Origin of the sequence: Chitiniphilus eburneus, from assembly GCF_005048205.1 — a bacterium.
GTDB lineage: Bacteria > Pseudomonadota > Gammaproteobacteria > Burkholderiales > Chitinibacteraceae > Chitiniphilus > Chitiniphilus eburneus.
The window spans coordinates 1-20,039 of record NZ_SUMF01000013.1 but is presented as its reverse complement, the minus strand read 5'-3'; the positions used below and the strand labels follow the sequence as shown (position 1 = coordinate 20,039).

The 20,039-nt window shown below is 66.5% G+C and carries 14 protein-coding genes; 12 read left to right on the top strand and 2 right to left on the bottom strand.

What is annotated here, in order from left to right:
* Nucleotides 1-162 precede the first annotated feature (162 nt).
* On the bottom strand, nt 163-2,394 hold the full coding sequence (locus FAZ21_RS12055; protein ID WP_169307377.1) for a glycosyl hydrolase family 18 protein: 2,232 nt from the start codon (nt 2,392-2,394) through the stop codon (nt 163-165).
* A gap of 78 nt (nt 2,395-2,472) precedes the next feature.
* Nucleotides 2,473-3,687: an MFS transporter gene (locus FAZ21_RS12050; protein WP_136773690.1), complete on the bottom strand. Its 1,215-nt coding sequence runs from the start codon at nt 3,685-3,687 to the stop codon at nt 2,473-2,475.
* 317 nt (nt 3,688-4,004) lie between these two features.
* On the opposite strand from FAZ21_RS12050, the gene FAZ21_RS12045 reads away from it, so the two are divergent.
* From FAZ21_RS12045 to FAZ21_RS11990, 12 genes are all read left to right on the top strand, one after another.
* Nucleotides 4,005-5,180, top strand: a complete 1,176-nt coding sequence (locus FAZ21_RS12045; protein ID WP_136773689.1) for a phosphoglycerate kinase — start codon at nt 4,005-4,007, stop codon at nt 5,178-5,180.
* A 113-nt stretch (nt 5,181-5,293) separates the two neighbouring features.
* A complete protein-coding gene (locus tag FAZ21_RS12040) occupies nt 5,294-6,175 on the top strand; it encodes an SEL1-like repeat protein (RefSeq protein ID WP_136773688.1) in 882 nt (293 codons plus the stop codon).
* A 313-nt stretch (nt 6,176-6,488) separates the two neighbouring features.
* Nucleotides 6,489-7,013, top strand: a complete 525-nt coding sequence (locus FAZ21_RS12035) for a sigma-70 family RNA polymerase sigma factor (protein WP_136773687.1) — start codon at nt 6,489-6,491, stop codon at nt 7,011-7,013.
* A gap of 123 nt (nt 7,014-7,136) precedes the next feature.
* Nucleotides 7,137-7,367, top strand: coding sequence for a FecR/PupR family sigma factor regulator (locus FAZ21_RS12030; RefSeq protein WP_136773686.1), 231 nt, complete (start codon nt 7,137-7,139; stop codon nt 7,365-7,367).
* Between the two features lie 169 nt (nt 7,368-7,536).
* Entirely contained in the window at nt 7,537-7,749 is a 213-nt protein-coding gene (locus FAZ21_RS12025) for a hypothetical protein (RefSeq protein WP_136773685.1), read from the top strand.
* A complete protein-coding gene (locus tag FAZ21_RS12020) occupies nt 7,746-8,285 on the top strand; it encodes a cytochrome c oxidase assembly factor Coa1 family protein (protein ID WP_136773684.1) in 540 nt (179 codons plus the stop codon). The genes FAZ21_RS12025 and FAZ21_RS12020 overlap by 4 nt, the downstream gene beginning before the upstream one ends.
* A gap of 98 nt (nt 8,286-8,383) precedes the next feature.
* Entirely contained in the window at nt 8,384-8,779 is a 396-nt protein-coding gene (locus tag FAZ21_RS12015) for a hypothetical protein (protein WP_136773683.1), read from the top strand.
* Between the two features lie 336 nt (nt 8,780-9,115).
* Nucleotides 9,116-9,352: an MbtH family protein gene (locus FAZ21_RS12010; protein ID WP_136773682.1), complete on the top strand. Its 237-nt coding sequence runs from the start codon at nt 9,116-9,118 to the stop codon at nt 9,350-9,352.
* Between the two features lie 6 nt (nt 9,353-9,358).
* Nucleotides 9,359-10,108: a thioesterase II family protein gene (locus FAZ21_RS12005; protein WP_136773681.1), complete on the top strand. Its 750-nt coding sequence runs from the start codon at nt 9,359-9,361 to the stop codon at nt 10,106-10,108.
* Nucleotides 10,109-10,163: 55 nt separating this feature from the next.
* Nucleotides 10,164-11,141, top strand: coding sequence for a TauD/TfdA family dioxygenase (locus tag FAZ21_RS12000; protein ID WP_136773680.1), 978 nt, complete (start codon nt 10,164-10,166; stop codon nt 11,139-11,141).
* A gap of 49 nt (nt 11,142-11,190) precedes the next feature.
* Nucleotides 11,191-16,566, top strand: a complete 5,376-nt coding sequence (locus FAZ21_RS11995; protein WP_136773679.1) for a non-ribosomal peptide synthetase — start codon at nt 11,191-11,193, stop codon at nt 16,564-16,566.
* Nucleotides 16,563-20,039 (top strand): type I polyketide synthase (locus FAZ21_RS11990; protein ID WP_136773678.1); only part of this gene is annotated, 3,477 nt, incomplete at its 3' end. The genes FAZ21_RS11995 and FAZ21_RS11990, both read left to right, overlap by 4 nt.

The following is a 20,039-nucleotide window of genomic DNA, read 5'->3' as shown; positions in this document are numbered from 1 at the left end:
CCGGCCCATCGGGGTGTGCGGCGGTGATGCCGCCTGAAGACTATGGCCGTTGCATGAAGCGCAACCAAGGCATCGTGGCGTGCGTTTCACCAATTGCAGGGTGGCGCGATGGAAAGTTGTTTTATTTCAACAAGATGATGGCTTTTTGGTGGGCTGGGTGTTTCACGAATCGCATGCAGCATGCAAGGCGAACCACTGCGGAAAGCGCTGCTTGAGCGATGCCAGATAAGGACGTGCCACTGGCACGGTGTGCCGGCCGATCAGCAATTCCACCCCGCCCCGCGCGCGACGGATGCCTTCCACCGCGCCGGGACGTACCAGGTAGGAGCGGTGTACCTGCACCAGTTGGCTGTCGTCGAAGTACAGTCGCAGTGCACGCAGGCGCAGCGTGATGTGGATGGGCGACGGCAGGTCGCTGGCGTGGATGCCGCTATAGCCCCGGTCGGCACGGATGAATTGCAGCTTGTCGCGCCGGCTGGCCACGTCGTACAGCTCGGACAGCAGTTGCGGCTGCCGCGCCAGCGTCTGCAACTGGCGGCGTACCAGCACCACCTGGTTGCACAGGCTGCGGAAATAGATTTCCTCGGTCTCGCTCAGCGGGGCGTTGAAGCGCAGCGCCAGTTGCTGGTCGGCCAGCGTGGCATGGCGTACCAGTGCTTCGCAGCGGCTGGCCGACAGCAACAGCACCTCGTCGTCGCCATCGTCCGACTCGGGGGGCGCATCGGCTTCCAGACGCTGCGCCGCGCACACGCGCTCGTCGTCGGCCAGGAAGCGCAGCATCGCGTCGAGCATGCCTTCCAGGCTGCGCTCGCCGCTCAGTTGCGCGGTAAAGCGTTGCAGGTCGGCCAGTTCCTGGCCGGGCGGGCGCAGGTGCCGTGCGACGACGGTGTCGGCCAGCGGTTGCAACTGCGCGCATAGCGCCAGGCTGTCGCCGACGATGCGTTGCAGGTGCGCGATGCCGGCCGAAGGAAGCCGGGCGGCGCTGCGGGTGCGCACCTGTTGCGCCATGTGTGCGGTCAGGCGCAGGTCGTCGGGCAGGGTGGCGAGGATGGCGGCAAATTCGTCGCGGGTGATCAGCTCGCCTTGCACGGCGCGGCGACGCTTGCGACGCAGCCGCCATGCCGTTGCCGATACGGCCAGTACCAGCGCGAACAGCGCGGCCAGCCACGGCAGGCCGAATGGTGTCTGATCGCGCAGTCCCAGCCATGTCGCGCGCCATGGGTGGTAGTGGCGATAGGCCTGGGTGATCAGCCCGGCGCTGCCCGGCGAATCGCTGCTGACTTCCCACAGCCCGACGCCACCCAGCGCCTCCCGGTCGACGAATGCCAGCTTGGCTGCGAAGGCACGTGGGCTTTCGAACGACACCAGTTGCGCCTTTTGTGCGCTGTACAGCGTTTCGGCCTGGGCCGCGTCGTCCCATTGCCGGACGAAGTCGCCGCCGCGCGCCAGCCGACCAATTTCCTCCAGAGTGTAGATGCCGCTGGGACCGGTCTTTTCATTGTCCCAGGTGCCCCAGGGCGTACCGCGATGCGGCTGGTCCAGCCCCTGGCGCAGCGCGGGGACGCCGATCCAGCTCACTCCCTGCGCCGGCAGCATCGGCACCAGCTTGTCGCGCGGAAGGCCGTCGGCCACCAGTGCCTGCACGGCCTCGGCGATACCGGGCGCGCCGTGCAGTGGCGACTTGTGCCCGGTGCGTGTGCTCCAGGCACCGTGGAAATCGGTGCCGATCAGCGAGACGAAATCGACGGCCTCGGTCAGCGCGCGGTAGTCGCCGGCCGCGCGGGATTCCGCCTGCGGCGGCAGGGTGATGGCGATCTGGCAGCCATTCGGGCGCGTGGCGCAGCCGTGCCGCAAGGCTTGCAGCAGCAACTGATAGTTGGCGAGGTCGTCCGCGCGATGCACGGTGTCGGGGTGGCCGCCGGCCACCGGAAAGCGCCAGTCGATCTCGATACCATCGAAGCCGTAGCGATCGAAAAAGGCGAGGGTGGAGGCCACGAACCGATGGCGCAGCGCGGGGTCGGCCGCTACATCGGACAGATGGCGTGTCCAGTTCCAGCCGCCGATGGCGATCATCACCTTGAGCTGCGGGTTGCGTTCGCGCAGGCCGGGGATCAGCGAGAAATTGCCCTGGCGCAGCGTGCCGTTGCCGCCGGGCTGGATCTTCACCAGATCGGCGAACCGGTCGCCCGGCTGCACGGTGCCGTCCGGACGCAGGTCGGCGTACGCATAGATCAGGTGCGTCAGGCGCTCGACGGGGGCGTCGGACAGCATGGCGCCATGGCTATAGCTGGCCCAGAAAGGAAAGTACGCGACGAGACGAGGCGCTGGCGCGCGCGCTGCGCTGACTGCCGAAACGCACAGCAGGCACGCAGCAAGGAAGAGCCTGAACCGCATGGCCATCCCCTGGGGACGAGATGGGCGGGAATTCTAGGCGCCCGGCGCGCGCGCGGCGGCGCGGGCCGGGCGTGCGGTTCAGTCGATGTGACGGATGGTCCAGCTTCGGGCCGCCATCGCCAGCACCAGCACCGCCATCGTCAGGCCGAACAGCGGCATGATCCAGCCGATGCCCACTTTCAGCGACAGCAGGCCGGTGACCATGGCATACGATAGCGGCGACAGCCCCATCGACGCCATTGTGTTCAGGCTCATCACCCGGCCGAGCTTGTCGCGGTCGGCGTATTGCTGGATCAGCGACATCATCGGCACGTTGTTCGATACCACGCCCAGGCCCAGCAGGAACTGCAACACCACCGACAGGTACAGCCAGTGGCTGTGCGATTGCAGGCCGAGCACCACGCCTTCCAGCGCGATCACGATCACGATCATCAGCAGCCGCTTTTTCATCGGTGGATAAAGCGTCAGCAACAGGCCGCCTGTCACCATGCCGGTGGCGAATGCGCTTTGCATGAACGACAGCGTGGCGGCATTGCCGGCGAGGTTGTCGTTCGCCACGATCGGAATGCCCAGCCCCAGCGGCCCCATGAACAGCAGGTTGGCGATGGCGTAGACGATCATCAGCGCGCGCAGCACCGGTTGGTTCAGCGCGTACTTCAGGCCCTCCTTCAGCTCGGTCAGCATCTGGGTGCTCTTGTCGGCCCGCGTGACTTCCGGCTCGCGCAGGAACAGCACGCACGCGGTGCCCACGGCCAGCAGGCAGCCGGTCAGCGTGAACACGCCTTGATAGGACAGAAACGCCAGCATCGCACCGCCCACCACCGGCCCGAACACCAGCCCGATCTGGTTGGTGGTCAGCATGATGGAGTTGGCGCGGGTGAGGTCGGTATGGCGCACGATGCTGGGCAGCACCGCACCGCTGGCGGGCCAGAAGAAGGCATCGACCGAACCATAGAGGAAGGCGAACGCGGTCAGCACCCAGATATCGAGCAGGCCCGCCGACAGCAGCGCCACCAGCGCGAACATCAGCAGCACGCGTATCGCCAGCGACGCGCCGATGATGCGGCCACGCTTCATGCGGTCGGCCACCACGCCACCCACTGCCATCAATACGATGCGCGGCACCGAGCCGGCGATCATCACCAGGCCCAGTTGTTCCTTGGCGCCCAGGTGGTTCACCACGTACCAGGTCTCGGCCAGCATCGCGATCGCGAGCGCGAAATTGCTGATGATGCTGGTGAGCCAGATCAGAAGGAAATTGCGATTGCGCAAGAGCGCGGGAGCTTCGGTCATGGGGAGAAAATGTGCTGTGCTAGACTTCGGGGCTTACCGCCAACTGCAAAGTAGGCGGTCTTTTTTCGATTTCTTTGTTCATTTGTCGCAAGCCCGGCCTAGGCTGGACGACATGCTGTGAAAAGCGGTGGTGGGTCAGGGCTTAAGCATGGCACACCACACGCGGATTGGCGGCCCGCCGGAGCGCTGTTTACGGCCTCCGCGCATCGTTTAGCAATGGTAGCCCCGCGCTGTAAGCCTGCGTAGCGCGCCCAGTGCCATGGGCAATTTGAGCAAATACTTCTTTTCCTGTTCCGTATCCCATTCGAGGTGACTCCATGGCTTTTCGCAAAATGACCGAACTGGATCTGGCCGGCAAACGCGTGCTGATCCGCGCCGACCTCAATGTTCCGGTAAAGGATGGCGTGATCGGTGACGACACCCGTATCCGCGCATCCATTCCCACCATCGAACATGCGCTGGCCGCCGGCGCCGGCGTGATCGTGATGAGCCACCTGGGCCGTCCCACCGAAGGCGAGTTCAAGCCCGAGGACAGCCTGGCGCCCGTTGCCAGACGCATTGCCGAACTGCTGGGCCGCGAAGTGCCGGTGGTCGCCGACTGGGAAGGCTATGCCGTGCAGCCGGGCCAACTGGTGCTGCTGGAAAACGTCCGCGTGAACAAGGGCGAGAAGAAGGACAACGAAGACCTGGGCAAGCGCTATGCCGCGCTGGCCGACGTGTTCGTCAACGATGCCTTCGGCACCGCACACCGTGCCGAGGCCTCCACCCACGCCGTGGCCAAGTTCGCCCCGGTGGCCGCCGCCGGCCTGCTGCTCGCCGCCGAACTGGATGCGCTGGGCAAGGCGCTGGCCAACCCGGCCCGCCCGCTGGTCGCCATCGTTGCCGGCTCCAAGGTATCGACCAAGCTCACCATCCTCGAATCGCTGGCCGACAAGGTGGACCAACTGGTGGTCGGTGGCGGCATTGCCAACACCTTCCTGCTGGCCGAAGGCCATGAAGTGGGCAAATCGCTGGCCGAGGCCGACCTGCTGGACAACGCGCGCACCGTGATCGGCAAGTTGCGCGCCCGGGGCGGCGATGTACCGCTGCCCACTGATGTGGTGGTCGGCAAGAAGTTCGACGCCAACGAACCCGCCGTGACCAAGCCGCTGGCCGACGTGGCCGCCGACGACATGATCTTCGACATCGGCCCCGATTCCGCCCAGGCGCTGGCCAACATCCTGAAGAGCGCCGGCACCATTGTCTGGAACGGCCCGGTCGGCGTGTTCGAATTCGACCAGTTCGGCAAGGGCACCGAGGTGGTGGCGCGCGCCATTGCCGCCAGCCCCGCGTTCTCCATCGCGGGTGGTGGCGATACGCTGGCCGCCGTCAGCAAGTACGGCATCACCGATGACGTCAGCTACATCTCCACCGGCGGCGGTGCTTTCCTGGAATTCCTGGAAGGCAAGGAACTGCCTGCCGTGGCGATGCTGGAAGCGCGTTACAACGGCTGATTGCAGACGTAGCTGCGGTAGACTGAACGCCGGCCCGAGGGCCGGCGTTCTGCTTTTTTCGACGTACACAATGAAAACCGCCCCGGGAGCCCGGCAGGTGGAAGGATGGAGCGATGAAACGTATTGCAAGCCTGATGCTGCTTTGCGCGGCGGGCGCGTTCGCCAGCGAAGGGATGGTGGAGCGCGCCGTGGAAAGCCGCAATTTCGACCTGGCTTTCGCCGTGGCGCGTGCCGACGTGGCCGACGGCAGCGCCACCGACTATACGCGCCTGGTGTTGGCGCAACTCTATCTGCAAGGGCAGGGCGGCGAGCGCGATCCGGCCGCGGCCGAAGCGCTGCTGCGCCCGGTGGCCGCCAAGGGCAGCGCCGAAGCGCAGTTCCTGCTGGCCGGCGCGCTGATGGCGCGCTCGGCCGAGCAGATGATGGGCCCGGACGGCAAGCTCGATCGCACCAAGCTCAAGGCGCATGCCGCCAAGCCGGCCAGCCAGCGCCCGCTGGAGCGCGAAGCGGCGGAATGGATGTTGAAATCGGCGCAGCAAGGCCAGGAGCGCGCGGTGAACATCATCGTTACCGAACTGGGCAATCTGGCCTCCGGCCTGCCGTCCGCCGAGCGCGCCAAATGGTTCGAGGCTGGCGGCAAACCGGAATGGGCCGAAGCCGTGCGCATGGGAGAAAGTCTGCCGTCGCTGCGCCAGCGCCGCGAAGCGCTGTTCGACCCCGCCGTGCAGGATGTGCTGCGCAAGCAGGCGCACACCGCCGAGTGTGACGACGAAAACATCAGCCTGAGCACCACCCGCATCGATGGCACGGTGCATGGCGCGGATTACCTGGTGTTGCAGCTCGAACAGCCGATGAACTACACGCTGCTGGCCGGCACCTGGCATGAAACCTGGACTGCCACCGCCTGCGACAAGTCGTTCAGCGTCGGCCTGAACTTCAAGGCGGATGGGCTGGGTGGCGTGACGTTCACGGTCGACTCACCCCCGGAAGAATGAATGAATGCGTGGGCCCGGCTTTTGCCGGGCTCATGAGGCCCCCCTTGCAAGTCTACGTGCATTATTGTGCACTCATGGTTGAAGCCTTGGCGCGGCATCGTCCGGGCCGATGGTCCGTGTCAAACCGCTGAAGGAGGATTTTCGCTGGCGATAAGTTTCTCGGATGGGGAGACGACGTATCTGTTCACCCTACTGACGCCTGCCTGATTTTTTTGTCGGGCGCGTGGACGGGTTGAAACAAAAGATATGATAATAGTTCTCAATAATGCCTAGCGCCATGGCAACTGACCCCATGAGAAACTCGGAGGCCTTGATGCCTGAAGAAGTCGTCGTCCCGTCGCTGGAGCCCGTTTTCCTTGAGCATCGAAGCCAGTTGCTGAGCATTGCGAGAAGGGTTGCCGGAGATAGCGATATTGCCGAAGAGATTCTGCAAGACGCTTACTTGAAGCTGGTGGAGGGCGCCTGCGCGCAAGAGGTGCGCAATCCACTGGGCTATTGCGCCCAGGTCGTAAGAAATCTCGCGCTCGATTACCTCCGCCGTCAAGCAGTGGAGAACACCTATCGCGTCTATACCGAGGATGGCGAGCTGCCGCAGGTGGCGGGCGGCGTGCTGCCCGACCAGGGCCTGGACGAGCGCAAGCTGCTCGACGCGATCGAACAGGCGCTCAGCACCTTGCCTGCCCGTACGCGGTTGGTGTTCGAGATGTACCGGCTGGGCGGCCTCACCCAGCGGGAGATCGCAGCCCAGCTGGGATGCTCGGCCACATTGGTCAATTTCATGGTGCGCGACGTCGGGCTGGTCCTGGCCAAGTGCAGGGGCATGCTTCATCCAAACTGAGTTGTCAGTCTATTGCTGGCAAACGGCCTTCGGCCGGCACTGTGTTGTGTGTATCCTTTGACAACGGGGAGCTGGTTGCGAGTTGACGTGCAACTCGCGGCAGAAGAAAAAGGATGAGGCCGAATGCGAGAAGATCCGATTTGGGAAGAAGCGTGGAACTGGGTGATCCGGCAGCACGAAGGCGACTTCGATACTGCCGCCCAGGCCGAGTTCGCGGCATGGATGCAGGCGGGGGCCGACCGCCCGGTGGCGTATGAAGACGCGGCGCGCATCTGGCTGCTGACCGGGCTGGTGCCACCGGCGAACGATGTGGAAACCGAAGGCTGTAGCCGGCAGGAACAGGATGGCGCGTGAGCGGCATCCCACGGCCGGATCGCCGATCCGGCACTGGAACAACCCGCGGCAGCGCAAGGCGCCGCGGGTTTTTCATGGGTGCGGCGCCGCTGGTGGCATCCGAGGATAAAGAAAGACCTTGTCCGATGTCCCTGCGATGAGTTGACCCACATCGCGGACGGGAATCGAAATGCGGCTGCCGGGCAAAGCCAGGGCGATGCTGGCCGCGCGGCGACGGACAATGAACAAAAGAATGGCGGCAGATGTTAGCGTCAACGTTGGAGGAAGTATTGGGCCGTTGAGTGCAGGAATATCTGGAATGGTCGGAGCGGCTTATAAAACGGATGGCACGGTTGAGATATTGGTGATGGAGGTCTTGTTGCTTCTTTTTTTGAATCATTGAAAGGAGCTGATATTTTCGCGACGGTGCAGATTGCTCTTTCTGCGGGAGACAAAACAAAAAGAGGAACGTGCTGCCAGGAGGGGGGCTCCAAGAATGCGAAAAAGGGAGAATCTGAAAATTCTAAAGGAAATGGAAAGTCGGGAAGTGGAGTTGAAAAAATGAAAACAAAATTCAAATTTTTATTGATTTTTATTGCTTTGTTGACAATTGCTTTGTATTTTATTGTATATGAAGTTGCCGTCAACAGTAAGGCAAGTGGATCAGCTGTTTCTTTTATAAGAAGCTCTGAGTTTGTCAGGGGGAGGTTTGGAGAAATTGAAGATGTTAAATTGAATTTTTCTGGATATTCAATAAGAACGGTTGGCCCTAAAGGAAATGCGGAACTTCTCTATACGGTCAAGGGAAGTAAAAAAACAGGTGAGGTCAATGTCGAGCTCGAAAGCCACCTTTCTGATGAGTGGAATATTGTAAAAGTACGGGTTGTAGGGGAGACTTGGATTCCAAGTGAACGCTCTCCGGAAGCTGGTTCTCACTAAGGTTCTCACTAAATACCAGGGCGTATGCGGTCAGGCCACCAAACAGTTCAAACCTGGATCTGCGGTAGGGCAATGCTTCAATGATTCATAGGCATCCGATGCAGGCCGAATTCCAAACAGATGTTGTTCAGGTCTGTGGCGGCTTGGGTGTCTGCCTCTTCCCATCGTGGCTCGGCCGCCAGCTGATCCTATTCGTCAAGAAGACGGAAGAGTGCTTATTGGATTTGGTCAAAGGAAGCCAGCGATTGCCGTCGTGTGAGAAGCTGAGTGATTTATGTCGGCTTGAACATTCTGCATGTTATATCCACTATCGCTTGCCTGCCGCCGTGGCAAAGCCAGGCCAATGGTTGGAACAGCGACCGCCAGCAATACGCCGCCTGGGCTACCCAGCAACAGCAATACCAAGCCGCGCTCGTCGCTATAACCAAGCCATCGCCGCCAACCAGCCGATGCTCAATGGCCTCTGGACCTACGACGCAACGGTAACGTGCTGAGCGTTACCGATGGCGTCGATGCCAGCTACAACCGCGCCCTTCGGCTACGACGGTCTGGATCGCCTGACTGTTGCCAACTCTGGCACCCCTCTGCCGCGCACATAGCGAAAAGCATGATGGATGCCGTCCTCCAGAACATCCCATGGCTTATCGGCAAGCCGTGCCAGGCAGCATCGCACTGACCAGGAGCGGGGCGCCATGGTGTGCCCCGGAGTGGGATAGCGCCGCCTCTTAAACAAACCGCTCCCTTCTTCGTCATTGAAGCAAACCCCCACGTCGGCCGGCTCGCTGCGTCGGCGGCCTGGGGTTCATTGCTCACTCACGGAGAGGTCCGGCATGTCCACCAGTTGTTTCGATCGCGAAGACGAAACCTTCATCGTCCTCGTCAACCACGAAGAGCAATACTCGATCTGGCCGCACTGGAAGGCCGTTCCGGGCGGCTGGCGCGCGGTGGAAGGCATCCAGGGCGACAAAAAGCAGGTGCTGGCCTACGTGGAGCAGGCGTGGACCGACATGCGCCCGCTGTCGCTGCGAAGCTGGATGGCGCAACAGGCCGATCCGGCCGCGCAGTAACGCCCGATGTCGTCTTCCACCCTGGATTTGTTGACCCTGCCGTGCGCGGGTGCCAGTGCCACGATGTACGCGCGCTGGCGCCACGCGCTGCCCGGCTGGGTGCGGTTGGTGCCGGTGGAGTTGCCGGGCCGGGGGGCGCGCATGGCGGAGCCGCTGGCGGAAGATTTCGATCTGCTGGTCGCGCAATTGTGTCGCACCCTGCCGCGCGGGCCCTATGCGCTGTTCGGCCACAGCATGGGCGCGCTGCTGGCTCATGGCATTGCGCGGCGCGTGCGGGCGCAGGGCGGCGTTTTGCCGCTGGCGCTGCTGGTGTCGGGCAGCCCGGCGCCATCGTGCCGCGAGCCCGACCGTTATGCGGAACGCGATGACGACGCGCTGATTGCCGACCTGCGACGCCATGGCGGCACGCCGGAGGCGGTGCTGGAGCACCCGGAACTGCTGCGGCTCACGCTCGACACGCTGGCGGCCGACTACCGCGTATGCGCCAGCTTCCGCCACCAGTCAGCACCGCCGCTCGACCTGCCGATCCACGCGCTGGCCGGCCGGCGCGACGACATCGCCGTCGCCGCCATGGAGGCCTGGCGCGACGAGACATCCGGCCCGTTCGAACTGGAGTGGTTCGACGGCGGGCACTTCTTCATCCGCCAGGACGAAGGCGCGGTGCTGGATGCCCTGGGCCGGTCGCTCGAACGCCTGCGCCCGGACATTGGCCGTGACCACCCCGCCTGTAGCCCCTGGCCCGCTGTCGCCTCCTGACGCGTGGCCGGTATCCCTTGGCCGCGTTTCGCGTGGCAAACCGAGGATGTGACTGATGAACGAACTGTTGACCCGATTCGAGCGGACCGGACCGGCTGCGTCCGACCTGCCGGTGCTGATCACGCCGGACTATCAGGGCGAACCCCTGCAGGCGGCGCTGCCCCGGCTGCGCGGCGAGATCGACCAAGCCTTGCTGCGGGTGGGCGGCGTATTGCTGCGCGGCTTCGCCGTGCCTGGCGTCGAGCACTTCCGCCAGTTCGCCGCCGATTTTGGCCACCCGCTGCTCAGCTACGAATTTGGCTCCACGCCTCGTTCCGCAGTGGGCGGTGGTGTGTATACGTCGACCGAATATCCCGCGCACCAGACCATTCCGCTGCACAACGAGCAGGCCTATACCCGCGAATGGCCGATGAAGATCTGGTTCCACTGCGTTACGGCGGCGCCGGTGGGCGGTGCGACGCCCATCGCGGATAGCCGCGCCATCTATCGCCGCATGCCGGAGGCAATCCGCCGTCGCTTCGAACCGGGTGTGCTCTACGTGCGCAACTACGGCGATTTCGATGTGCCGTGGCAGGACGTGTTCAACACCGAACAGCGCGCCGAGGTCGAAGCCTATTGCGCGCGCGCTGGCATCCGCTGGGAATGGGGGCCGGACGGCGAACTGCGCACCACCCAGCTTTGCCAGGCCATCGCCACCCACCCGGTCACGGGCGAAACGGTGTGGTTCAACCAGGCGCACCTGTTCCATGTCTCCAACCTCCAGGCCGAAGTGCGCGAATCGCTTGAAGAGCTGCTCGGCATCGACCACCTGCCACGCAACACCTACTTCGCCGATGGCTCGCCCATGCCCGACGACGTGCTGGATGAAGTACGCCGCGTGCTCGACGCCGAAACGGTGTCCTTCCCCTGGCAGGAGGGTGACGTCCTGATGCTCGACAACATGCTGGCCGCCCACGCACGCGCGCCGTTCCAGGGGCCGAGAAAGGTCGTCGTCGCCATGGCCGAGCCGCACGGCAATCCAGACGGCTTCTGATCGTTCCCCTTTATCCCGCCCACGTTCCCCCGCCCATCGAGGACGCACCATGAATGCCCCCCTGGCCGACCGCCGCTTTCCCGCCAACTTCGTCAGTCACCTGCGCCAACTGGCCACCGAGCGCCCCGCCGATACCGCCCTGATCGTGGTGGACGAACAGGACGGGGTGCCACTGGACCGCGCCATCGACTACGCCACGCTGGATGAGCGTGTCCGCGCGCTGGCCGCCAGCCTGCAACGCCGCTTTGCGCCGGGCGAGCGGGCGCTGCTGCTGCTCGACAACGACGACCATTACGTCGTCGCCTTCTTCGCCTGCCTTTATGCTGGCCTGGTCGCGGTGCCCGTGTTTCCGCCGGAATCGGCGCGGCCGCAGCACGTGGCCCGACTGCTGGGTATCGTCGCCGACGCCCGCGCCTGCTGCGTCCTCACCATCGAAGCGATGCGCCCGCTGGTCGAAGGCGCGGCACGGCGCCTGCCGTCGGTCGCCATCCTCGCCATCGACCTCCCGGGCGACACCCTGGCGGTGGATTGGGCCGCGCACACGCCGCGCGATGAGGACATCGCCTTCCTGCAATACACCTCCGGCTCCACGTCGGACCCCAAGGGCGTGATGGTCAGCCACGGCAACCTGATGGCCAACGAGCGCGCCATCGAAGAAGGCCTGGGCGTGCGCGAGGGCGACACCTTCGTCTCGTGGCTGCCGCTGTTCCACGACATGGGCCTGATCGGCGGCATGCTCCAGCCCATCCATCGCGGCATCAAGCTGGTGCTGATGACGCCACGCTTCTTCCTGGAGCGGCCGTCGCGCTGGCTGGAAGCCATCTCTCGCCATCGCGGCACCATCAGCGGCGGGCCGGATTTCGCCTATCGGCTGTGCCTGGAGCGCCTCAACGATGCGCAGTTGCAGGCGCTCGACCTGTCGAGCTGGCGACTGGCGTTTTCCGGCGCCGAGCCGGTGCGCCATGACACGCTGGCGGATTTCTGCACCCACTTCGCTACGGCGGGCTTCACGCCCGATGCGGTATATCCGTGCTATGGCCTGGCCGAAGCCACGCTGTTCGTCAGCGGCGGCATGCGCGGTGCCGGCATGGTCGCGCGTGGCTTCGCGACGGAAGGGTTGGGTCAGGGCAGGGCCGACGCCGATGCGCAGGGGCGCATGCTGGTGGGCTGCGGCCACGCGCCTACTGGGCACGCCATCGAGATTGTCGATCCCGCCACGCTCGCCAGCCTGGGCGGCGGCCGCGTCGGCGAAATCTGGGCCACCGGCCCCAGCATCGCCGAAGGCTACTGGGGCCGACCGGACGCCACCGCCGAAACCTTCGTCGAGCGTGAGGGCCGGCGCTGGCTGCGTACCGGTGACCTGGGCTTCCTGCACGACGGCCAGCTCTACATCACCGGCCGCGTGAAAGATCTGATCATCGTGCGTGGCCACAATCTGTATCCGCAGGACATCGAACGCGCCATCGAAGCCGAGGTGGAAGCCGTACGCAAAGGCCGCGTCGCCGCATTCGCGGTGCAGGGGCCGCAAGGCGAAGGCATCGGCCTCGCCGCCGAACTGTCGCGCGGCATGCAGAAGCTGATCCCGGTGGAAACGCTGGTCCAGGTGCTCAGCGCCATGGTCAGCGAACTGTGCGGCGAACCACTGTCGGTGGTGATGCTGCTCAACCCTGGTGCGCTGCCCAAGACCTCCAGCGGCAAGCTGCAACGCAGCGCATGCCGCAAAGGCTGGCAGGAGCGTTCGCTCGATGCCTATGCCATCCACGAGTTCGGTCAACTGGTGCTGGGCGACGCCGCAGACGTGCCCGCAGCGCAGGCCGCGCCGCTCGAACCATTCGAAGCCGAACTGGCGCAATTGTGGCGCGGCGTGCTGCGCCTGCCGGATCACGCGCCGCTGGCGCGTGACGCGCACTTCTTCACCCGGGGCGGCAACTCGCTGGCTGCGGTGCAACTGGCGGCGCAGGTGGCCGTGCGCTGGCAGGTGGCGATGCCGTTGCGCGTCGTATTCGAGCAGCCGCGCCTGGGCGAGATGGCACAGCAACTGCGCCGGCTGCGCGAGCAGGGTGGCGATGCCATCCCCGCCATCGTGTCGCTGGCCCCCGCGCGCCGCGCCGCGCCGTTGCCGCTGTCGCACGCGCAGGAGCGCCAATGGTTCCTCTGGCAACTGGACCGCGACAGCAGCGCATATCACGTCAGCGGCGCCTTGCGCCTGGGCGGCGTGCCGGACGCCACGCTGTTGCAGGCGGCGTTCGCTGACCTCGTTGCCCGGCACGAGCCGCTGCGCACCGTGTTCGAACAGGCGGCGGACGGGAGCGTCATGCAGCGCATCCTGCCGCCGTTCCAGCCGGAACTGGCCCGGATCGACGCCGGCACCGAAGCCCGCGCCCGCGAAGCGATCCAGATGCTGCACGGCGAACCGTTCGACCTGACGCAAGGGCCGCTGCTGCGGGCCGCGCTGGTGCGTCTGGCCGACGACGATCACGTCCTGGCCGTGACGCTGCACCACATCGTCGCCGATGGCGCATCGATGCAGGTGATGGTGGACGAACTGGCCGCGCGCTACCTGGCGCGGGCCCAGCAGGCGGACGCGCCCGGCGCGGCGCCGCTGGCGGTGCAATACGCCGATTTCGCCCTCTGGCAACGCGACTGGCTGGCGTCCGGCGTCGCCGAACGACAACTGGCGTGGTGGCGTGACCAACTGCCGGACGATGCGCCGGCGCTGGCCTTGCCGACCGACCACCCGCGCCAGCCGCAGGCCCGATACAGCGCAATCCGCCACCGCATCGCCGTGCCCGACGCGCTACTGGCCGGCCTGCGCCAGCGCGCCCAGGCCGACGGCGCCACGTTGTTCATGCTGTTGCTCACCGCCTGGCAGGCGCTGTTGCATCGCCATAGCGGCCAGCGCGACATCCGCGTCGGCGTGCCGGTGGCCAACCGTAACCACCCGCAACTCGCCGGCCTGGTGGGCTTCTTCGTCAACACGCTGGTGCTGCGCGCCGACGTGCACGGCCGGATGCCGCTGACCGCGCTGCTGGCGCAGGTGCGGCAGGCCGCGCTCGGTGCGCAGGAGCACCAGGATGTCCCGTTCGACCAACTGGTGGCCGCGTTGCAGCCGGGGCGCAGCGCCAGCCACACACCGCTGTTCCAGGTGGCGTTCAACCATGTGCAGGAAGACTTCCGCGCGTTCTCGCGCCTGCCGGGCCTGACGGTCGGCGCTTTCCCGTTGCCGGAACAGGATGCCCAGTTCGAACTCACGCTCGAAGCGCGCGAAAGCGCGGACGGCGCACTGGCGCTCGACCTGATCCACGCCGCCGAACTGTTCGAACCGCACACCATCCAGCGCCTCGGCGCGCACTACCTGCGCGTGCTGGAGGCACTGGCTACCGTACCGACCCAGGCGGTGGGCGACATCCTGCTACTGGGCGATGTCGACCTCGCCACCTTGCGCGCCTGGGGCGTGAACGGAACGCACTATCCCGACAATGAACCGGTGCATCGCCTGTTCGAACGGCACGCGCGGCAACAGCCCGACGCGGTGGCGCTGCTGTTCGGCGACGAGCAACTGAGCTACGGCGAACTGAATTGTCGCGCCAATCGCCTGGCGCATCGGCTGCTGGCGCTGGGCGTGCATCCGGAAACGCGCGTTGGCGTGGCGGTCGAACGCTCGGTGGAGCTGGTGGTGGGGCTGCTCGGTATCCTCAAAGCCGGCGCTGCCTACGTTCCACTCGATCCGGATTACCCCGCCGACCGGCTCGCCTACATCGCCGCCGACAGCGGTATCGCGCTGCTGCTGACCCAGCGCAGCCTGCTGTCGCTGTTGCCCGAGCGCGCCGGCGTGCCGGTGCTCACGCTCGACGCGCTCGACCTATCCAGCGAGCGCGACGACGACCCCGCCATCCCGGTGCACGGCGAACAACTCGCCTACGTGATCTACACCTCCGGCTCCACCGGCCGCCCCAAGGGCGCCGCCAATCGCCACCGCTCGCTCACTAACTGCATGCGCTGGATGCAGGACACCTACGGCCTGGCGCACGGCGATACCGTGTTGCACAAGGCGCCGTTCGGCTTCGATGTCTCGGTGTGGGAGCTGTTCTGGCCGCTCACCACCGGCGTGCGGCTGGTGGTGGCGCAGCCGGGTGACCATCGCGACCCCGAACGCATCGTGCAACTGATCGAACGGCACCAGATCACCACGCTCAACTTCGTGCCGGCGATGTTGCAGGCCTTCCTCGCGCATCGCGGCATCGAAGATCGCACCCGCCTGCGTTACGTGATCTGCGGTGGCGAAGCCATGCCGGCGCAAACCCAGCGCGAAGCACTGGAACGGCTGGATGGCATCAGCCTGCAAAACCTGTACGGCCCCACCGAAACCACCATCCACGTTACCCAGTGGACATGCCGGATCGACGGTGGCGGCACGCGCACTCAGGGCCGGGATGCAGGGCAAGGCGCGCCGAGTGCCACGGGGGTTGCCCCCGTCAGCGAGGCGGAACGCAGCCATGTGCCCGGCCCCGGGTTCGCCACGGTGCCGATTGGCAGGCCGATTCACGATACCCACACCTATGTGCTCGACGGCGACCTCAACCTCGTGCCGCAAGGCGTGGCTGGCGAGCTGTACCTCGGCGGTCTGGGCCTCGGGCGTGGCTATCTCGGCCGGCCGGGCCTGACGGCGGAGCGCTTTGTCGCCGACCCGTTCGGGGAGGGCGGGCGGCTCTACCGCACTGGTGATCTGGTGCGCTGGAACGGCGGCGGCCAGTTGGAATACCTGGGCCGTATCGATCACCAGGTGAAGATTCGTGGTTTCCGCATCGAACTGGGCGAAGTAGAAGCGCAACTGCTGGCACAGCCCGGCGTACGCGAAGCGGTGGTGGTGGCGCAGGACGGCCCGGCCGGCGCGCGGCTGGTGGGCTACGTGGCCTCGCACCAGGGCCAGTCGCTGGATTCGACCACGCTGCGCGCCGCGCTGGCCGCCAGCCTGCCCGACTACATGGTGCCGAGCGTGCTGATGGTGCTGGATGCACTGCCGCTCAATCCCAACGGCAAGGTGGATCGCAAGGCGCTGCCGGTGGCGGAGCTGAGCGCCAGCGCCGGCTACGCGCCGCCGCAGGGCGATATCGAAACGGCGCTGGCGGCGATCTGGGCCGAGCTGCTGGGGGTGGCGCGTGTTGGCCGCCACGACAACTTCTTCGAACTGGGCGGGCATTCGCTGCTGCTGCTCGCCGTGCTGCGCCGCGTGGAAGACACGCTGGCGCGTCCGGTGAGCGTGGTCGAACTGTTCCAGTACCCGAGCATCGCGGCCCTGGCCGACTTCCTGCAACACGGCGGCGGCCTGCAGGCGGCCGCGCTGAGCCAGGCGGAACTGCGCGCCCAGCGCCAGCGTGCCTCGATGATGCAACGCAAGCCGAAACTGGAAAGGACGCCCACATGAACGCGCGACACTGCGACGACCCGCTCGATGCACTGACCGGCATGGAGATCGCCATCGTCGGCATGGCCGGCCGCTTTCCGGGCGCCGACGATATCGATGCCTTCTGGCGCAACATCCGCGACGGCGTCGAAGCGGTCACCCCGCTCGACGACGACGCGCTGCGCCGGAACGGCGTGCCGGACGACGTGCTGGCCGACCCGGCCTACGTCAAGGCCGGCATCCTGTTCGACGGCATGGACCGCTTCGACGCCGGCTTCTTCGGCTACACCCCACGCGATGCGGAACTGCTGGACCCGCAACAGCGCGTGTTTCTGGAAACCGCGTGGCAGGCGATGGAACACGCCGGCTACGGCGATACGGCCCACGCCGGCATCGTCAGCGTCTACGCGGGCAGCGGTGCCAATCTCTACCTCTCTCGCCAGTTGATGCCCGCGCTAGCACTGAATGGCAAGCAGGACATCGCCGCCTTCCTCGGCGCGCTCAACGGCAACGACAAGGATTCGCTGGCCACCCGCGTGGCCTACAAGCTGGATCTGCGCGGCCCGGCGATCTCGGTACAGACCGCGTGCTCCACCTCGCTGGTGGCGGTGCACCTGGCGTGCCGTGGCCTGCTCAACCACGAAGCCGACGTGGCGCTGGCCGGTGGCGTCTGGCTCAACCTGCACCAGGGGGAAGGCTACCGCTACCAGCAGGGCGCCATCCTCTCGCCCGACGGCCACTGCCGCGCCTTCGACGCCCAGGCCGCCGGCACGGCCATCGGCAGTGGCGCCGGCGTGGTGGTGCTCAAGCGCCTGGCCGACGCCATGGCCGACGGCGACACCATCCACGCGGTGATCAAGGGCTCGGCGCTGAACAACGATGGCGCCGACAAGGTGGGCTACACCGCGCCCAGCGTGAACGGCCAGGCCGAAGTCATCCTGGCAGCGCAATCGATTGCCGAAGTACCGGCCGACTCCATCGGCTACGTCGAAGCGCACGGTACCGGTACCGCACTGGGCGACCCGATCGAAATCGCCGCGCTGAGCCAGGCGTTCCGCCATACCACACCGCGCCAGGGCTACTGCGCCATCGGCTCGGTGAAGACCAACATCGGCCACCTCGACGCCGCGGCCGGCGTCGCCGGCCTGATCAAGACCACGCTGGCGCTGGCGCAGCACACGCTGCCGCCCAGCCTCAACTTCGAACGCGCCAATCCCAACATCGACTTCGCCGCCAGCCCGTTCTACGTCAATACCGACGCCCGGCCGTGGCCGGTGGGCGCCGCGCCGCGCCGCGCGGGGCTGAGCTCGTTCGGCATGGGCGGTACCAACGTCCACGTGGTGCTGGAAGAAGCACCCGCGCAGGCGCCGACACCCGCGCCGGAACGCCCGCAACTGCTGTTGCTGACCGCGCGTAGCGAAACGGCGCGCGATGCCGCCGCCGCCCGCCTGGCCGATGCCCTGGCGCGCCAGCCCGACCTGGCGCTGGCCGACGTGGCGCACACATTGCGCGTCGGTCGCCGCCGCTTCACCCAGCGCATGGCGGTGCTGGCCGACGACCGCACCGGGGCCATCGATGCTCTACGCCAACGTAGCGCTGGCGAATGCCACATCGGGCAGGCACTGTCGGCACAACCGGGCCTGGCGCTGCTGTTCCCCGGACAAGGTGCCCAGCACGCAGGCATGGGGCAGGCGCTCTACCGCGACGAAGCGGTATTCCGCGACACCGTCGATGCCTGCTGCGAACGGCTGCAACCGCTGCTGGGGCTGGACCTGCGCACGCTGTTCCACCCGGAGCCCGGCGCCGAGGCCGACGCGGCGGCGCAACTGGGTCGTACCGCGCTGACGCAACCGGCACTGTTCGTGCAGCAATACGCGCTGGCGCAACAGTGGCTGAGCTGGGGCGCGCAGCCCGACGCCCTGCTGGGGCACAGCATCGGCGAATACGTGGCCGCCTGCCTGGCCGGGGTGTTCGCCCTGGACGACGCGCTGGCGCTGGTTGCCGCGCGCGGGCGCCTGCTGCAAGCCACCCAGCCCGGCGCCATGCTGGCGGTGGGCGTGACCGAACACGACCTGCTGGCCGCATTGCCGGCCGGGTGCGATCTGGCGGCGGTCAACGCGCCGGACCTATGCGTGCTGGCGGGGCCGGTTGCCGCCATCGACGCGGCCGAGCGCGACTTCGCCGCGCGCGGCACGGCATCGCGCCGCCTGCGGGTGTCGCACGCCTTCCACTCCGCGCTGGTCGAGCCGATGCTGGCTGAGTTCGGTACGCTGCTGGCCGGCATCACACTGCAAGCACCGCGCATTCCCTTCGTTTCCAATGTCACGGGTCGCTGGATCACGCCGGAGCAGGCATGCGATCCGGACTACTGGCTGCGTCACCTGCGCGGTACGGTGCGTTTTGCCGACGGCCTGACCACGCTGCTGGAACGCCCGGACCGCGTGCTGCTGGAAGTCGGCCCCGGCGAAACGCTGACCGGCCTGGCGCGGCGTCATCCCGCGCTGGGCGGCCGTCCAGCCATCGCCAGCCAGTGCCATCCCGACCGTGCCGCGCAGAACACGCGCCAGCCGTTGCGCGCGTTGGCACAACTCTGGGTGGCCGGACTGGAACTGCCGGCCCTGGCGCGCCACGCCTCGGGCAATCGCCGTGTGCCATTGCCCACCTATCCGTTCGAGCGCGCCGCCTACTGGGTGACGTCGAATGCCGTCACGGCGGCTGCGCCGGCAGCGGCCAGTGGCCCTGCCGGCTGGCTGTATACCGCGCTGTGGCGTCGTGCCGCGCCCCGGCCCCAGGCCGCAATCGCGGGCGAGGGCGCCATCCTGCTGCTGGCCGATGCAGCCGGCGTTGCCGAACGACTGGCCACGCGCTGGTGCGTGGAAGGCCAGCGCGTGGTGTTGGCGCTGCCTGGCTCCGCATACGAGCGTACCGACGCTGACCGCCACGTGGTGCGCGTCGCCGAACGCGACGATTTCGCACGGTTGCTGGGCGAGATCGGCCCACTGTCGCGCATCGTCCACCTGTGGAACCTGGATGGCGCGCAGGCGCGCGTGCCGGCCGAGACGCTCGAACGCGGCTTCTACAGCCTGCTGGCGCTGACGCAAGCGCTCGACGCCAACGGCCACGCCGAGCGCGGGCTGGCGCTGACGGTGCTGGCCGATGGCGTCGAGGATGTCGATGGCACCGAACGGCTGTGCGCCGAAAAAGCCACGCTGCTCGGCGCCTGCAAGGTGATCGCGCAGGAGTACCCGCGGCTGGCGTGCCGGTTGCTCGACGTGGCGCCGCCGGGCGACCCGGATGCCAACGGCTGGCTGGCGTCGGTCGCCGATGAGTTGCTGGCGGACGACACCGCATCGCCACTGGCACTGCGCGGGCGGCACCGCTGGATCAAGGATTACGAGGGCGTGCGCGCACCGGCGCAAGCTGCGGCGCGCCTGCGCCAGGGCGGCACCTACCTGATCACGGGCGGCCTGGGCGGCGTCGGCCTCGCACTGGCC

Bases quoted from the DNA above. Each gene is read 5' to 3' on its own strand.
- FAZ21_RS12045 (WP_136773689.1), top strand. From the start codon at position 4,005: ATGGCTTTTCGCAAAATGACCGAACTGGATCTGGCCGGCAAACGCGTG.
- FAZ21_RS12025 (WP_136773685.1), top strand. From the start codon at position 7,537: ATGCGGCTGCCGGGCAAAGCCAGGGCGATGCTGGCCGCGCGGCGACGG.
- FAZ21_RS11995 (WP_136773679.1), top strand. From the start codon at position 11,191: ATGAATGCCCCCCTGGCCGACCGCCGCTTTCCCGCCAACTTCGTCAGT.
- FAZ21_RS12010 (WP_136773682.1), top strand. From the start codon at position 9,116: ATGTCCACCAGTTGTTTCGATCGCGAAGACGAAACCTTCATCGTCCTC.
- FAZ21_RS12035 (WP_136773687.1), top strand. From the start codon at position 6,489: ATGCCTGAAGAAGTCGTCGTCCCGTCGCTGGAGCCCGTTTTCCTTGAG.
- FAZ21_RS12030 (WP_136773686.1), top strand. From the start codon at position 7,137: ATGCGAGAAGATCCGATTTGGGAAGAAGCGTGGAACTGGGTGATCCGG.
- FAZ21_RS12040 (WP_136773688.1), top strand. From the start codon at position 5,294: ATGAAACGTATTGCAAGCCTGATGCTGCTTTGCGCGGCGGGCGCGTTC.
- FAZ21_RS12055 (WP_169307377.1), bottom strand. From the start codon at position 2,394: ATGCGGTTCAGGCTCTTCCTTGCTGCGTGCCTGCTGTGCGTTTCGGCA.
- FAZ21_RS12005 (WP_136773681.1), top strand. From the start codon at position 9,359: ATGTCGTCTTCCACCCTGGATTTGTTGACCCTGCCGTGCGCGGGTGCC.
- FAZ21_RS12015 (WP_136773683.1), top strand. From the start codon at position 8,384: ATGCAGGCCGAATTCCAAACAGATGTTGTTCAGGTCTGTGGCGGCTTG.
- FAZ21_RS12000 (WP_136773680.1), top strand. From the start codon at position 10,164: ATGAACGAACTGTTGACCCGATTCGAGCGGACCGGACCGGCTGCGTCC.
- FAZ21_RS12050 (WP_136773690.1), bottom strand. From the start codon at position 3,687: ATGACCGAAGCTCCCGCGCTCTTGCGCAATCGCAATTTCCTTCTGATC.